The organism is Arthrobacter sp. 9AX (genome assembly GCF_902506095.1).
Classification (GTDB): domain Bacteria; phylum Actinomycetota; class Actinomycetes; order Actinomycetales; family Micrococcaceae; genus Arthrobacter.
Genome location: NZ_LR733293.1, coordinates 492,165 through 506,467 on the forward strand (window position 1 = coordinate 492,165; position 14,303 = coordinate 506,467).

Below are 14,303 nucleotides of genomic sequence, written 5' to 3' on the forward strand. Positions count from 1 at the left end.
CGTGAGGATGGTTATGGCCGGCAGCATGGGGCAGGACGAACTGGAACTGGTGGACCGCTGGTGGCGTGCCGCCAACTACCTTTCGGTGGGACAGATCTACCTCCGCGCCAACCCGCTGCTGCGCGAACCGTTGAAGCCGGAGCACATCAAATCCCGGCTGCTGGGGCACTGGGGCACCACTCCGGGCCTGAACTTCGTCTACGCGCACCTGAACCGCATCATCCGCCGTGACTCCGCCGAGATGCTTTTTGTGGCAGGTCCGGGCCACGGCGGGCCCGCCGTCGTCGCCAACGCCTGGCTGGAGGGCACGTACTCTGAAATCTACGGACACGTGGGCAACGACGGCGAGGGCATGGCCGAGCTGTTCCGCCAGTTCTCCTACCCGGGCGGCATTCCCAGCCACGCCGCTCCGGAGACGCCGGGCTCCATCAACGAGGGCGGCGAACTGGGGTATTCCCTCGCCCATGCCTACGGCGCTGTACTGGACAATCCCCAGCTGCTGGCCGCCGTCGTGATTGGCGACGGCGAGGCCGAGACCGGGCCGCTCGCCGCCAGCTGGCACTCGCACAATTTCCTCGACCCGGCAACGGACGGTGCGGTGCTGCCCATCCTGCACCTGAACGGTTACAAAATCGCCAACCCCACCGTCCTGGCCCGGATGCCCGAAGCGCAATTGGACCAGCTGCTGCGCGGCTACGGCCACGAGCCTTATTTCGTCACCGTGAAGGACCCGGACGATACCGAACAGGCACACCGGGACTTCGCCGCGGCGCTGGAAAGCTGTGTCGCGGACATCCGTGCCATCCAGGACATCCGCCGGCTGGACGCCGCAGGTGCCGATGCAGAGGCGCCGCACTGGCCCGTGCTGGTGCTGCGCTCGCCGAAGGGCTGGACCGGTCCGCGGGAGGTGGACGGGCTGCAGGTTGAGGGGACGTGGCGGAGCCACCAGGTGCCGCTGTCCGAGGTCCGCACCAACGGTGACCACCTCGGGCTCCTGGAGGAGTGGCTGCAGTCCTACCGTCCGGAGGAACTGTTCGACGGCGGCGGGCGGCTCCGGCCCGACGTCGCCGCGGGTGCGCCGTCAGGTGATTTCCGGATGAGCGCCACGCCCCACGCCAACGGCGGCCTGCTCCGGCAGGCGCTGAAGCTGCCCGCCTATGGTGATCACGCGGTCGAGGTCGCCACAGCCGGGACCGAACGCGTCAGCCCCATGATCACGCTGGGTTCCTGGATGCGGGACGTCGTGGCCCTGAACATGGAAAACTTCCGGCTGTTCGGCCCGGACGAGACGGCGTCCAACCGGCTCCAGAACGTCTACGAGGTCACCGACAAGGTGTGGCAGTACCGGATTGACGACGTCGACGAGCACCTGGCGCGCTCCGGCAGGGTGATGGAGGTGCTCAGTGAGCACCTGTGCCAGGGCTGGCTGGAAGGCTACCTGCTGACGGGCCGGCACGGCGTTTTCAACTGCTACGAAGCCTTCATCCACATCGTGGATTCCATGTTCAACCAGCACGCCAAGTGGCTGAAAGTGCACCGCAAGCTGCCGTGGCGCCAGCCCGTCCCTTCCCTGAATTACCTGCTGTCCTCGCACGTGTGGCAGCAGGACCACAACGGATTTTCGCACCAGGACCCGGGGTTTATTGACCATGCCGTGAACAAGAAGGCCGAGGTCATCCGGGTATACCTGCCGCCGGACGCCAACACGCTGCTGTCCGTGATGGAGCACTGCCTGGCCTCTACGGATTACGTGAACATCGTGGTCAGCGGCAAGCAGCCCTCGCCCACCTGGCTGGGACCGGCCGACGCCGCCACCCACTGCCAGCGGGGCCTGGGCATCTGGGAGTTTGCCGGGACTGAAGTTCCCGGCGAGGAGCCCGACGTCGTTCTTGCCTGCGCCGGTGACGTCCCCACGGTGGAGACCGTGGCCGCGGCGGAACTGCTCCGGAAGGGCGCTCCCGGCCTGAAAGTCCGGGTGGTCAATGTGGTGGACCTGATGCGCCTGCAGGACGAAAGCGAGCATCCGCACGGGCTGCCGGCACGGGACTTTGACGGGATTTTCACGGCCGACAAGCCCATCATTTTCGCCTACCACGGTTATCCGTCGCTGATCCACCGGCTGGTCTACCGCCGCACCAACCAGGAGGGCCTGCACGTGCGCGGCTACAAGGAGGAGGGGACCACCACCACACCGTTCGACATGGCCATGCTCAACGGCATCGACCGGTTCCAGCTGGCTATTGATGCGATCGACCGCGTGCCGGGCCTGGCCGAGAAGCACTCGCTGCTGCGCCAGGAGCTCCAGGACCGCCGGATCCGCGCCCGCGAGCACACCCGCACCCAGGGCGAGGACCCGGAGGAGATCCGGAACTGGAAACTGGGCAGCTAAGCCCCCGCCTATGTCAGGAGGTCGGGGAGGCCGCTTGTGGGCAGGTGGATCCAGCCTTCGCGGCGGGCGGCTTCGGCATGTGCCCCGTCAGGCTTTGCGGTCCGTCCGACGGCGGCTGCCCGGGCCGTGAGGGAGGCGACGACGGCGTCAAACAGGTCGTCCGAGCCGGCCAGCCTGTCCTCGTGGCCGGCAAGGTCCAGCCACGGCGCCTGCTCCCGGAGGGTTCCGAGCAGCACCGAAAGGCGTTCCGCTTCGGAAGTCCCGCGGCCTTTGTACCCGCGTGCGGTCAGCCCCCACACCTTCAGTGATGCGGCGGGGTAGACCTCTGCCAGCTTGCCGGACCCGTCCCGCGGCTGGGGACCATGGAGGGCCGCGATCCTGGCCTGGATCACCGCGCACCGCATGGCCGGGTGCGCCAGCCGGTCCGCCGAAACGCTGAGCGGGATCAGGCCGGTCCGGGCGGTGACGAAACGGTCGGTGTCCCGGTATGCGAGGAGGCGCCTGCCCTCGATGCCGTCGTGCGCAAGGACGGGGCCGCCGTCGAAATTCAAATGCCCGGTAAGGAACGGGATCAGCGCCTGCGGCCAGCCCACGGGGCAGTCGATGCCCGTCATGCCGGTGGTGCCGAACAGCTCCACGATCTCACGGTCCGCAACATCGAGGGCGAGGTGTGCCAACCGCGCCCGGCCCTGGCTCCACTCGATGACCGCCACCGCCGTCTTTTTGGTAGCCGCAGCCAGGTCCACTCCGAGCGTCCTCACGAGACCAGACTCTACCGGCGTCCGCCTGGTCCTGTTCTGGACACGGGATGACTGCAGGCCCTGGTTCTGGAACGTTGAAGGATCAGGCGGCGTGGTAGGTCAGGGCGCCCGGGACGCCACCCGTTTCGCCGAGGTCCTCTCCCCGTGCGAATGCCGCCCAGAGGCTCCGCACCTGCCGCCCGACGTCGTCCACGTCCTCCCAGCCGGCACCGGCAATCAGCCCCACCCCGTCCCAGGTGTTCCGGTTGCCGAAGAGGAGCGGCAGGTCGATGGTGTGGGCCGCACCGAAAATGTTGCCGGGGGCGTGCCAGTGCAGCACGTAACGGTGGGCCTTTCCCCCGGCACGGGCATGGCGCCGGGCGAATTTCCGGGCAGCCCTGCCGTACACGGTCTCCGTAACCACCCAGTCAATCGCCCGGACGGCGGCGGTCCCGGCGACGGGAACCCTGGCAAGACGGCTGAGGTAAGGGCTGCGGGGCAGGAACAGCCGCGCCTCCTCGGACGTGTGCCCGATCAGCACCTCGATCCCGGGCGCGGAACGGTTCCAGGCGGCCTCGATCCCCGATTCCTCCGGCAAGGGCGCGTGCCCGTACTGCGTTCCGAAAGGCATGGCAGCCAGCATCCCGAACTTTCGGGCCACCTGCGCCACGTGGTCTTCCCGCTGCACCACATCCATGGCCGGAGTGTCCCCGGTCACGGCTTCGGCCGCGATGCCCATCGCATGGTTCATTTTTGCCCGGCCACGCGAAATGCCCAGCGGGGCGCTTTGGATGATGGCCCGCTGGAACAGGGCGGACGCGTCCGGGGTGGCCATGAGGTGGGCGATGGCATCCCCGCCGGCGGACTGGCCGAAGGCGGTCACCCGGCCGGGATCCCCGCCGAACGCTGCGATGTTCCGCTGCACCCAGCGGAACGCTTCAAGCTGGTCCAGCAGGCCGAGGTTTCCGGGGCGGCCGGTACGCGTGGCCAGGAACCCGAACAGCCCCAGCCGGTAAGTCAGCGAAACCACCACCACCCGGTTCCCGGCCACAAGCACTGCCGGATCGAAGATGGCGAGGTCGCCGGAGCCTGTGGTGTAGGAGCCCCCGTGGATCCACACCATCACTGGGAGCCGCTCGCCGTCCGCGAGGTCGGCGGGCATGGTGATGGACAGGTTCTGGCAGTCCTCGCTGCCGGGAAGCTCGCCATAGCGGGTGCCCAGGACGTCGTCCAGGAACGGCACCGGACCCTGCGGGCAGGCGGGCGCGGGCGACGTTGCCGCGTAGGGTTCAGTCCAGTCCGCTACCGGGACGGGCGGCTCGAACCGCGCGGCACGGGCGTACGGGATGCCGGTGGCCCGGATGACGTCACCGTCCCGCCGGCCGGTGACGGGACCGCAGGGTGGGCTGAAAGTTGGTGCGGAGTTCACGCACCAAGAGTTTCACATCTTGCGTGGGCGTCTCGACAGACCACGACGGCGGGTGGCCGGCTTCGAAAAGCCGACCACCCGCCGTCGTACGCGGGAAAATCAGTGCGCGGTGGGCACGTAACGCTTGATGGAGGCTTCCAGCTCGGCCTCGGCGGCGGCGCGGTCGCCCCAGCCCTCGGCCTTGACCCACTTGCCCGGCTCCAGGTCCTTGTAGCGGGTGAAGAAGTGCTCGATTTCCTTGATCAGGAACTCGTTGACGTCGCTGACTTCCTGGATGTGGTCGAAGCGGGCATCCACGGGAACGCAGAGGATCTTGGCGTCTCCGCCGCCGTCGTCGGTCATGTTGAAGACGCCGATGGGGCGGGACTCAACGATGACGCCGGGGTGCAGGTCGAAGTCCTGCAGGAGCACCAGCGCGTCCAGCGGATCGCCGTCCTCGCCGAGGGTGTTCTCGAAGTACCCGTAGTGCGTGGGGTACTGCATGGAGGTGAAGAGGACGCGGTCCAGGCGGACGCGGCCGGTCTCGTGGTCAACTTCGTACTTGACGCGTGATCCCTTGGGGATCTCGATGGTCACGTCATGCTTCATGGAATGCTCCTCGGCAATTGCAGGGGGTTCGCGGCACATTTGACGGCTCACCACAGGGAGTGTCCGTGCCGCCGACTATTATTGAGGATATAGCGAGAGGCCCTGGAATCAGGAACTTGTGGGGAAATTTCAGGACTTGAGGACCAGCACCAGCATGACCAAACCAACTGCCGCGGAACCATGGCTTGACCGTGTCCGGCACAGTGTCCGCGGAGCGGTTCCGGCCCTCAAACGGGCCTGGCCCCTCGGGTTGCCCGCGCTGCTCGTGGTGATCCTCCTCGTCCCCGCAGCGCTGCTGGTTGCGCCGGGGTTCCTCGGCCCGGAGTCCCCACCCCCCGCTCCGCCGGCGCTGGAATGGCAACAGGTTCCCGCCACACTTTCACCCGCACGCGGGCTCGCCCCGCTGGACGTGTCGGCCGGCATCCCGTTGGCGTCCGGCATCACCGCGCAGGTGGAGCCAGTGCTGAAGGCCGACGGCGGCGGGAACTTTACGGGGCTGGTGCAGGATGCCCTTACCGGGGCGGTCCTCTTTGACCGCGGGGGTTCCGAGGGCAGGGTGCCGGCCTCCAACATGAAGCTGCTGACTGCGGTGGCCGCCCTGCGCTCGCTCGGTCCCGAACGCCGCTTCACCACCACAGTGGTGCAGGGCCCGGCCGCCGGGCAGGTGGTGCTGGTGGGCGGCGGCGACGCCCTGCTCGGTGCCGGCGAATCGAACGCGGATGCGGCGATGGGCCACGCGGGGCTCGCCACCCTGGCCACGCGGACTGTCGAAGCGCTGAAGGCTGCCGGCACCACGGGTGAGCTCAAGGTCCTTGTGGACGACTCCCTGTTCACCGGCCCGGCCCTGAATCCGGCGTGGGAAAGCGGTGACGTGGCCGCCGGGGAAGTAGCACCGGTCTACCCCCTGGCGCTGAACTCGGCCCGCTTCGATCCCGCCGTGACCACCGGCCCGCGTCCGCAGGATTCGGCAATCACGGCAGCCGCGGAATTCGCGTCCCGGCTGCGCACGGCAGGTGCCGCCGCGGGACTGACGGTGTCCGCCGCCGTCGAACGTTCCCCCCGCCCCGCCACGGTCGAAGCGGCGGACATGGCGGTCCTCGCGGCCGCGGAGTCGGCCACGGTGGCCGAGCAGGTGGACCTGATGCTGCAGGCCTCGGACAACTACCTGGCCGAAGTCCTGGGACGGATGGCATCGCTGGCGGAAGGTGGCCCCGGGAGCAACGACGGCGCCACGGCGGCGGTCCGCGCGCAGCTGGCCGGCGCAGGGATTGACGTTGACGGCGCCACACTGGTGGATGTGTGCGGCCTGGCAATGGGCAACCGGGTCTCGGCCCGCCAGTTCACCGAGGTGGTCCGGGCCATCGCGGCCGGAACGGACAGCCGGCTCCGTGCCGCCCTGGATGGCTTCCCCGTGGGCGGCCTCACGGGCACGCTGGACACCCGCTACGGTGAGGACTCAACAGCCCGGGGCGCAGGCCTGGTCCGTGCCAAGACCGGCACGCTGAATACAGTACTGGCGCTCAGCGGCTACGTGGTGGATGCCGACGGCCGCCTCCTGGTGTTCTCGTTCATCGGCAACGGGCTCACGCCGGGCGCCGCGGGCAACAAGGTGGCGTTGGACCGGGCAGCCACGGCGCTGGCGGCCTGCGGCTGCCGGTAGCCACCATGGTGTTGGAGGGACTTAGCGTCCGGCTTTCGCGTTCCTGTGGGCTGGCTGTGGGTGTCAGGGAACGGCCGGTGGTTCGCCGGTCAGCGAACTTAAGGACGATCCCCAGCCTGCTGTGTTCTGATGGGACCTATGGAGTCCACTGCAGGTGAGTCGTCAGCACAAACATTGTCCAGCCAGGCCTCGTCCCTGATTAATTGGGATTTGGCCGCCTCCACAGCGGCGCGGCTGGCTCCGGCCGGCCCGGTCCTGAACCAGGCCGCCATCGGTGACGCCGTGGACAGCCTGCGCCGGCTCGCCGACGCCTCCGTGGAACACGTCCACGAGATTACTGGCCTTGAAGCGGCACGGGATCTCCGGGACTCCACCGTGCTGGTGGTGGACCGGGCGTCGTGGGCAAAGGCAAACACCCAGAGCTTCGCCGTGATGCTGAAGCCGGCCATGGAAAAGATGCTCGAAAACCGGCGCGGCTCCCTGAGCCCCGGCGCGGCCAGCGTCAGCGGCGCCATCACGGGAAGCCAGCTCGGAGCCGTCCTGGCGTTCCTGTCCAGCAAGGTCCTGGGCCAGTACGATCCCTTCGCTGCGCTCGCCGAGGGCTCAACCGCGCCGGCGGGCGGACGTCTGCTCCTGGTGGCCCCCAACATCGTGGCCGTGGAGCGCGAGCTGAACGTCGCACCGGACGATTTCCGCTTGTGGGTCTGCCTGCACGAACAGACCCATCGGGTCCAGTTCGCCGCCGCCCCCTGGCTGCGCCACCACATGCTGGAACAGATCGACGAACTGAGCGGCCACCTGCTGGGCAACGTGGATTCGCTGATGGAGCGGGCCACCGCCGCGGCCCGGTCCCTGAAGGACCGCACGGCTACCGGAAATACGCCCGGCCGCGGCGCCATCCTGGATCTGCTGCAGGACCCGGAGGAGAAGGCCGCCATCTCGCACCTCACCGCTGTGATGAGCCTCCTCGAAGGGCACGCGAACGTGGTGATGGACGCCGTGGATGCCAGCATCGTTCCGTCGGTGAAAACCATCCGGCAGCGGTTCAACGACCGTGGCAAGGACCGTGGAGTGATCGAGAAGTTCATCCGCAGCCTCCTGGGCCTGGACGCAAAAATGCGGCAGTATTCCGACGGCGCACGGTTCGTCCGGGCCGTGGTGGACGTAGCGGGCATGGATGGCTTTAACCGGGTCTGGGAGTCTGCGGACCACCTGCCCACCGAACCCGAAATCCACGACGCCAAGCTATGGCTTGAGCGGATGGGACTCTGATCAGCACTGTGCCGGAGCCAGGCGGACCAGCCCAGGAAGCGCCGAGGGCACAGCCGGAACACCGCAGTGGCAGGCGCCGGCCCGGGCGGCTCGCGCCAGTCGTCGGCACCGCACGCAAAATGCTCCAGGACGCGCTGGCCCAGGCCGGGTATCCGCGGCACCTCCTGGTCGCTTGCAGCGGGGGACCGGACTCCCTGGCCCTGGCCTCAGTGGCCGCCTACTTCGCCCGCCGCGGCCACGTCGAGGGCCGCCCCGTAACAGTCGGCGCCGTGGTGGTGGACCACCAGCTGCAGGAGGGTTCTGCCCAGCTGGCCGCAGATGCCGCCAACACACTGCGGGAACTGGGCCTTGCCCCCGTGGAAATCCGGACGGTGACCGTGGCCGGCGAAGGGCTCGGCCCGGAAGCCGCAGCACGGGAAGCCCGGCACACAGCACTCGATGCAGCTGCCCGGGACCAGGGCGCAGACGCCATCCTGCTGGGCCACACCCTTGACGACCAGGCCGAACAGGTGCTCCTGGGCCTGGCCCGGGGCTCGGGAACACGCTCGCTCGCCGGAATGCGGCCGGCCCGGGGCAAGCTGCTGCGGCCCTTCCTTGGACTGCGCCGTGCGGACACGGAGGAGATCTGCGCCGTTGAGGAGTTGGACCCCTGGCATGACCCCAGCAACGCGGACCCCGCGTTCGCACGGTCACGCACCCGCGTGGAGGTACTGCCGCGCCTCGAGGAAAAGCTGGGACCCGGCGTCGCGGAATCCCTCGCCCGGACCGCGGCCATCCTGCAGCTGGACGCCGACTACCTCGAGGACGTGGCGGAAAGCACGTTCGCCTCGCTCGTGGAGCGGAACGGCCGGGAACTGAGCTTGCCCGAGGAGGCGTTGCGCGCCTTGGCCCCCGCCATCAGGTTCCGCGTAATCGCCAAGGCAGCGGCCGACGTCGGCGGGCAGCAGCCCGGATACCAGCGGCTTTTGGCGGCGGAGGCGCTGCTGCGGCGCCAGGGTTCCGCCGGTCCGGTGGAGCTGCCCGGCGGCGTGAGCGTTTACAGGTTGTCCCTCGCCCAGCTGGAAACCCGCCCGAAGGCGGACAGCGCCGGCGGGGCCGATCAGCGCGCAGCCGTTCCCCGTGGAGGGGCGCGCTGTGGGAAGCTAGTATTCCGGCCTCAAAAACCGCCCGCAAAATAGTCGCACCCCCGCATCTACACAGGAGCCATTGGTGGATTCAAACGACGTCCAGGCAGACCTCAAGCACGTTCTCTACACCAAGGAGCAGATCCAGCAGCGGATCACCGAGCTCGCTGCGCAGATCGACAAGGATTACGAGGGCCGCGAGATCCTCATCGTGGGCGTCCTCAAGGGTGCCGTGATGGTCATGGCCGACCTCGCGCGCGCACTGCACAGCCACATCTCCATGGACTGGATGGCTGTGTCCTCCTACGGCTCCGGCACCCAGTCCTCGGGCGTTGTCCGTATCCTCAAGGACCTGGACACGGACCTGATGGGCAAGGACGTGCTGATCGTCGAGGACATCATCGATTCCGGCCTCACCCTGTCCTGGCTCAAGACCAACCTGGAATCCCGCGGCACCGCCTCGGTGGAAATCTGCACCGCCTTCCGCAAGCCCACCGCCGCCAAGGTGGAAATCGATGTCAAGTACGTGGGCTACGACATCCCCAACGAATTCGTGGTGGGCTACGGCCTGGACTACGCGGAGAAGTACCGCAACCTGGACTTCGTGGGCACCCTCGCGCCGCACGTCTACGAGTAGGCTGCGCCGCTTCGGACCTTGCGTAAAAACATTGGCATCAAGGACGTGGCCCTGGCCACGTGAGTGTCTGTCACCACGGTCTCCCATGTCCTGAACGATGTTTCCTGCGCCCGGGTCAGCGCAGAAACGCGAAACAAGGTCCGGTCAGCGGCCACGCAGCTCGGCTACGGACCCAACCGCCTGGTGCAGGCGCTGAGGAGCCGGCGCACCGGCATGCTTGGCCTGGTCAGCGAGGACATCGCCACCACGCCGCACGCCGGCCGCATCCTGTTGCACCGGGCGGCTACCGCGCTGCGCGCCGGATCCTCGAAGGCGACAACCCGCCGCCGGCCCTTTTCTGCTACAACGACCGCATGGCGATGGGCGCCTACCGCGCAGCCGCCGAGCTGGGACTGGCCATTCCCGCGGACCTGTCAGTGGTGGGTTTCGACGACCAGGAACTGATCGCCGGCAGCCTCCACCCGGGACTCACCACCATCGCCCTGCCGCACTATGAAATGGGCGCCTGGGCTGCCGAACGGCTGATTGACGCCGGGGAGGGAACGCCGTTCGCGGACGCCGGCGCCCTGGAACCGGTACTCCTTGGCTGCCCGCTGGTGGCCCGTGGCTCCGTGGCCGGACCCCGGCTCCAGGCCGAATAGCAGTGTCCGCCCAGGTGGCCCCGCACGCTACGCCCAGAGGGAACTTTTGCCCGACACCATGCGTGATCTAGTCCGGACGGTGTATAGCTAGAAGCTGACGCAGCACCATCACGCGCGCAGAGTACTCGCCGTGCAGCACTACCAGGAGGGACGGGGCCAGCCCCCGAACAGATGAAAGCTAAGAATTTCTTCAAGGGCCCGGGCATCTGGATCGTCGTTGTGATCGGCATGCTCCTGGTGGCCTTTGCAACGCTCGCTCCCGGCGGTGCAGCCCGGATCGACACTGACAAGGGCCTGGAACTGCTCGCCGGCAACCAGGTGGAGCAGGCAAAGATCTTCGACGGCGAAAACCGCGTGGACCTGGTGCTGAAGGACAACCTCCAGCTGGACGGGCAGGACAAGGGCAAGAGCGTCCAGTTCTTCTTTGTGGACGCCCGCGCCCAGGACGTAGTCAAGGCAGTCACCGACGCCAAGCCGGCCGAGGGCTACACGGACCAGCCCATCGAGAGCAACTGGTTCTCCGGCCTGCTCTCGCTGCTGATTCCGGTCATCCTGCTCGGTGCCTTGTTCTGGTTCCTGATGACCCGGATGCAGGGCGGCGGCTCCAAGATCATGCAGTTCGGCAAGTCCAAGGCCAAGATGGTCAGCAAGGACATGCCGCAGGTGACCTTCGCCGACGTCGCGGGCTCGGACGAGGCCGTGGAGGAACTGCAGGAAATCAAGGAATTCCTGCAGGAACCGGCCAAGTTCCAGGCCGTTGGCGCCAAGATCCCCAAGGGTGTACTGCTGTACGGCCCTCCGGGTACCGGCAAGACCCTCCTGGCCCGCGCCGTTGCGGGCGAGGCCGGCGTCCCCTTCTTCTCCATCTCCGGCTCCGACTTCGTGGAAATGTTCGTCGGTGTGGGCGCCTCCCGCGTCCGCGACCTCTTCGAACAGGCCAAAGCCAACTCGCCCGCCATCATCTTCGTGGACGAGATCGATGCCGTCGGCCGCCACCGCGGTGCCGGGATCGGCGGCGGCAACGACGAACGCGAGCAGACCCTCAACCAGTTGCTGGTTGAGATGGACGGCTTCGACGTCAAGACCAACGTCATCCTCATCGCCGCCACGAACCGCCCGGACGTCCTGGACCCCGCGCTGCTGCGCCCCGGCCGCTTCGACCGCCAGATCGGCGTGGACGCCCCGGACATGATCGGCCGCGACCAGATCCTGCAGGTCCACGCCAAGGGCAAGCCGATGGCTCCCGGCGTCGACCTCAAGGCTGTGGCCAAGAAGACCCCCGGCTACACCGGCGCGGACCTGGCCAACGTCCTCAATGAGGCCGCGCTCCTCACCGCCCGCTCGAACGCCAACCTGATTGATGACCGCGCGCTGGACGAGGCGATCGACCGCGTTATGGCCGGCCCCCAGAAGCGCAGCCGCGTGATGAAGGAGCACGAGCGCAAGATCACCGCGTACCACGAAGGCGGCCACGCCCTGGTGGCGGCCGCGCTGCGGAACTCTGCCCCCGTCACCAAGATCACCATCCTTCCCCGCGGCCGCGCCCTCGGGTACACCATGGTGGTCCCGGACAACGACAAGTACTCCGTGACGCGCAACGAGCTCCTGGACCAGATGGCCTACGCCATGGGTGGCCGCGTCGCCGAGGAAATCGTCTTCCACGATCCCTCCACCGGCGCCTCCAATGACATCGAGAAGGCCACCGGCACCGCCCGCAAGATGGTCACCGAGTACGGCATGAGCGAACGCGTCGGCGCCGTCCGGCTGGGCCAGGGCGGCGGCGAGCCGTTCCTGGGCCGCGACGCCGGGCACGAGCGCAACTACTCGGACCAGATCGCTTACGTTGTTGACGAGGAAGTCCGCCGGCTGATTGACCAGGCCCACGACGAGGCCTACGCCATCCTCACCGAAAACCGGGAAGTCCTGGACCGGCTGGCCCTCGAGCTGCTGGAGCGCGAAACGCTGAACCAGGCCGAGATCGCCGACATATTCCGTGACATCCGCAAACGCGATTTCCGCGAGGTGTGGCTGTCCAAGGAGACCCGCCCGGTGCAGATGGCCGGACCGGTGGAGTCCCGCCAGGAGCGGGCAGAACGCGAAGCGCAGGAGGAAGCCAAGCAGGCCCGCCTGGATGAACCGCTCGACGCCCAGCCGCCGCATCCGCAGGGTGTTCCGGAAGACGCTCCGTTCCAGGGAGGCATCCCCGACTCGGGGCCCGACGCCCTTCGCGGCTAAGCTTTCTTACGTGACCCACTTCGACGACGACGACGTTCCCGCCTCCGCCGGTTACCCGGCGGAGGGCGGGGCCCACCATTCAAAGCACGAGAAGGTGGACCGGCCCCGGATCGAGGCCGCCGTCCGCGAGATTCTCCTGGCCATTGGAGAGGACCCGGACCGCGGCGGCCTCGTGGATACCCCCAAGCGGGTGGCCAAGGCCTATGCCGAGGTGTTTGCCGGGCTTCACCACGACCCCGCCGACGTCCTTTCCACCACCTTCGACCTGGACCATGAGGAACTGGTGCTGGTCAAGGACATTCCCTTCTACTCCACCTGCGAGCACCACCTGGTGCCGTTCCACGGGGTGGCCCACGTGGGCTACATTCCCTCGCACGACGGCAAGGTCACCGGGCTGAGCAAGCTGGCCCGGCTCGTGGACATCTACGCCCGCCGTCCCCAGGTGCAGGAGCGCCTCACCACTGAGATCGTCGAAGCGATGGTCCGCCACCTCAAGCCGCGTGGCGCAATCGTCGTTGTTGAATGCGAACACATGTGCATGTCCATGCGCGGTATCCGCAAGCCCGGAGCAAAGACCGTCACCAGTGCGGTCCGCGGGCAGCTTCATGATCCGGCCACCCGTGCCGAAGCCATGAGCCTCATCCTCGGAAGGTAACAACAGACCATGGATTCACTCGCTGCAGCGCCGGGAACCGGCCCCGCAACCTCGCCACTGCCCGTCCTGCGCAAACCGCGCCCGGCGGCCCGGTTCGAAGACCTGCCCACCGACCGCACCCTCGTGATGGGCATCGTCAACGTCACGCCGGACTCCTTCAGCGACGGCGGCCAGCACGCCACGGCGGACTCCGCCATCGCTGCCGGCCTGCGGATGTTCTACGCAGGAGCGGACATCATCGACGTCGGAGGCGAATCCACGCGCCCCGGCGCGGAGGACGTCAGCCCGGAAGAAGAACAGCGGCGCGTGGTTCCCGTGATCGATGCGCTGGTAAAGGCCGGCGCCCTGGTCAGCATCGACACCATCCACGCCTCCACGGCCGCCGCCGCCCTGAAAGCCGGCGCGGCCATCATCAACGACGTCGCCGGGCTCACCATGGAACCGGAAATGGCCGAACTTGCCGCGTCCTCCAGAGCCCCGTACATCCTCACGCACCGCCGGGGCGACGCCCGGACCATGAACTCCCTGGCCGAGTACAAGGACGTGGCCGCAGAAGTGGTGGCCGAGCTCGCCGGAGTGCGGGATAAGCTCTATGCCGCCGGCGTCAGCCCGGAGCAGATCATCATCGATCCGGGCCTGGGGTTCGCCAAGAACGATGCCCAGAACTGGGAACTCCTGCAGAACCTGGACCAGCTGGACAGCCTGGGCCACAAGGTCCTGGTGGGAGCCTCCCGTAAGCGGTTCCTCGGCACCCTCCTGACCGTTGCCGGCAAAACGGCAGCACCCCAGGAACGGGATGACGCCACCGCTGCCATCACCGCCATCAGCGCCTACCGGGGCGCCTGGGCTGTGCGCGTGCACGACGTCGGCCCCAGCCTGGATGCCGTCAAGGTCGCCGCACGCATGGCCCCCAGAACCAGCCAGTAGCCCGGC

At 67.9% G+C, this 14,303-nt stretch carries 11 protein-coding genes and 1 pseudogene; 9 read left to right on the plus strand and 3 right to left on the minus strand.

Annotation, left to right across the window (positions count from 1 at the left end; translation table 11 throughout):
• Nucleotides 1–13 precede the first annotated feature (13 nt).
• Nucleotides 14–2,389 (plus strand): phosphoketolase family protein, encoded by a 2,376-nt coding sequence (locus BACI348_RS02280; protein ID WP_159823763.1) that lies wholly within the window; start codon nt 14–16, stop codon nt 2,387–2,389.
• Between the two features lie 8 nt (nt 2,390–2,397).
• Here the strand turns inward: BACI348_RS02280 and BACI348_RS02285 are convergent, their stop codons facing one another.
• The 3 genes from BACI348_RS02285 to BACI348_RS02295 form a co-directional block, all read right to left on the minus strand.
• Entirely contained in the window at nt 2,398–3,150 is a 753-nt protein-coding gene (locus tag BACI348_RS02285; protein ID WP_159823764.1) for a DUF429 domain-containing protein, read from the minus strand.
• A gap of 82 nt (nt 3,151–3,232) precedes the next feature.
• Nucleotides 3,233–4,558, minus strand: coding sequence for a carboxylesterase family protein (locus BACI348_RS02290; RefSeq protein ID WP_159823765.1), 1,326 nt, complete (start codon nt 4,556–4,558; stop codon nt 3,233–3,235).
• Nucleotides 4,559–4,657: 99 nt separating this feature from the next.
• Nucleotides 4,658–5,146, minus strand: coding sequence for an inorganic diphosphatase (locus BACI348_RS02295; protein WP_159823766.1), 489 nt, complete (start codon nt 5,144–5,146; stop codon nt 4,658–4,660).
• Nucleotides 5,147–5,300: 154 nt separating this feature from the next.
• Between BACI348_RS02295 and dacB the strand changes: the two genes are divergently transcribed.
• The 8 genes and pseudogenes from dacB to folP all read left to right on the plus strand — a co-directional run bounded on the left by dacB (nt 5,301) and on the right by folP (nt 14,297).
• Nucleotides 5,301–6,806 (plus strand): D-alanyl-D-alanine carboxypeptidase/D-alanyl-D-alanine endopeptidase, encoded by a 1,506-nt coding sequence (dacB, locus tag BACI348_RS02300; protein WP_159823767.1) that lies wholly within the window; start codon nt 5,301–5,303, stop codon nt 6,804–6,806.
• A 138-nt stretch (nt 6,807–6,944) separates the two neighbouring features.
• Complete coding sequence (locus BACI348_RS02305) at nt 6,945–8,078, plus strand: Rv3626c family coenzyme F420 biosynthesis-associated protein (RefSeq protein ID WP_159823768.1); 1,134 nt, start codon at nt 6,945–6,947, stop codon at nt 8,076–8,078.
• 119 nt (nt 8,079–8,197) lie between these two features.
• The gene (gene tilS / locus BACI348_RS02310; RefSeq protein ID WP_159823769.1) at nt 8,198–9,256 is read left to right on the plus strand and encodes a tRNA lysidine(34) synthetase TilS; all 1,059 of its coding nucleotides are present in this window, start codon (nt 8,198–8,200) and stop codon (nt 9,254–9,256) included.
• 31 nt (nt 9,257–9,287) lie between these two features.
• Entirely contained in the window at nt 9,288–9,839 is a 552-nt protein-coding gene (gene hpt / locus BACI348_RS02315) for a hypoxanthine phosphoribosyltransferase (protein WP_041651844.1), read from the plus strand.
• Nucleotides 9,840–9,902: 63 nt separating this feature from the next.
• Nucleotides 9,903–10,480, plus strand: a pseudogene (locus tag BACI348_RS02320) (substrate-binding domain-containing protein).
• A gap of 171 nt (nt 10,481–10,651) precedes the next feature.
• On the plus strand, nt 10,652–12,715 hold the full coding sequence (ftsH, locus tag BACI348_RS02325; protein WP_159823770.1) for an ATP-dependent zinc metalloprotease FtsH: 2,064 nt from the start codon (nt 10,652–10,654) through the stop codon (nt 12,713–12,715).
• A gap of 10 nt (nt 12,716–12,725) precedes the next feature.
• Nucleotides 12,726–13,370, plus strand: a complete 645-nt coding sequence (gene folE / locus BACI348_RS02330; RefSeq protein WP_159823771.1) for a GTP cyclohydrolase I FolE — start codon at nt 12,726–12,728, stop codon at nt 13,368–13,370.
• Between the two features lie 9 nt (nt 13,371–13,379).
• Nucleotides 13,380–14,297, plus strand: coding sequence for a dihydropteroate synthase (folP, locus tag BACI348_RS02335; protein ID WP_159823772.1), 918 nt, complete (start codon nt 13,380–13,382; stop codon nt 14,295–14,297).
• Nucleotides 14,298–14,303 lie beyond the last annotated feature (6 nt).

Coding starts and splice junctions, on each gene's coding strand:
- BACI348_RS02280 (WP_159823763.1), top strand. CDS start 14: ATGGCCGGCAGCATGGGGCAGGACGAACTGGAACTGGTGGACCGCTGG.
- BACI348_RS02295 (WP_159823766.1), bottom strand. CDS start 5,146: ATGAAGCATGACGTGACCATCGAGATCCCCAAGGGATCACGCGTCAAG.
- dacB (WP_159823767.1), top strand. CDS start 5,301: ATGACCAAACCAACTGCCGCGGAACCATGGCTTGACCGTGTCCGGCAC.
- BACI348_RS02305 (WP_159823768.1), top strand. CDS start 6,945: ATGGAGTCCACTGCAGGTGAGTCGTCAGCACAAACATTGTCCAGCCAG.
- tilS (WP_159823769.1), top strand. CDS start 8,198: ATGCTCCAGGACGCGCTGGCCCAGGCCGGGTATCCGCGGCACCTCCTG.
- ftsH (WP_159823770.1), top strand. CDS start 10,652: ATGAAAGCTAAGAATTTCTTCAAGGGCCCGGGCATCTGGATCGTCGTT.
- folP (WP_159823772.1), top strand. CDS start 13,380: ATGGATTCACTCGCTGCAGCGCCGGGAACCGGCCCCGCAACCTCGCCA.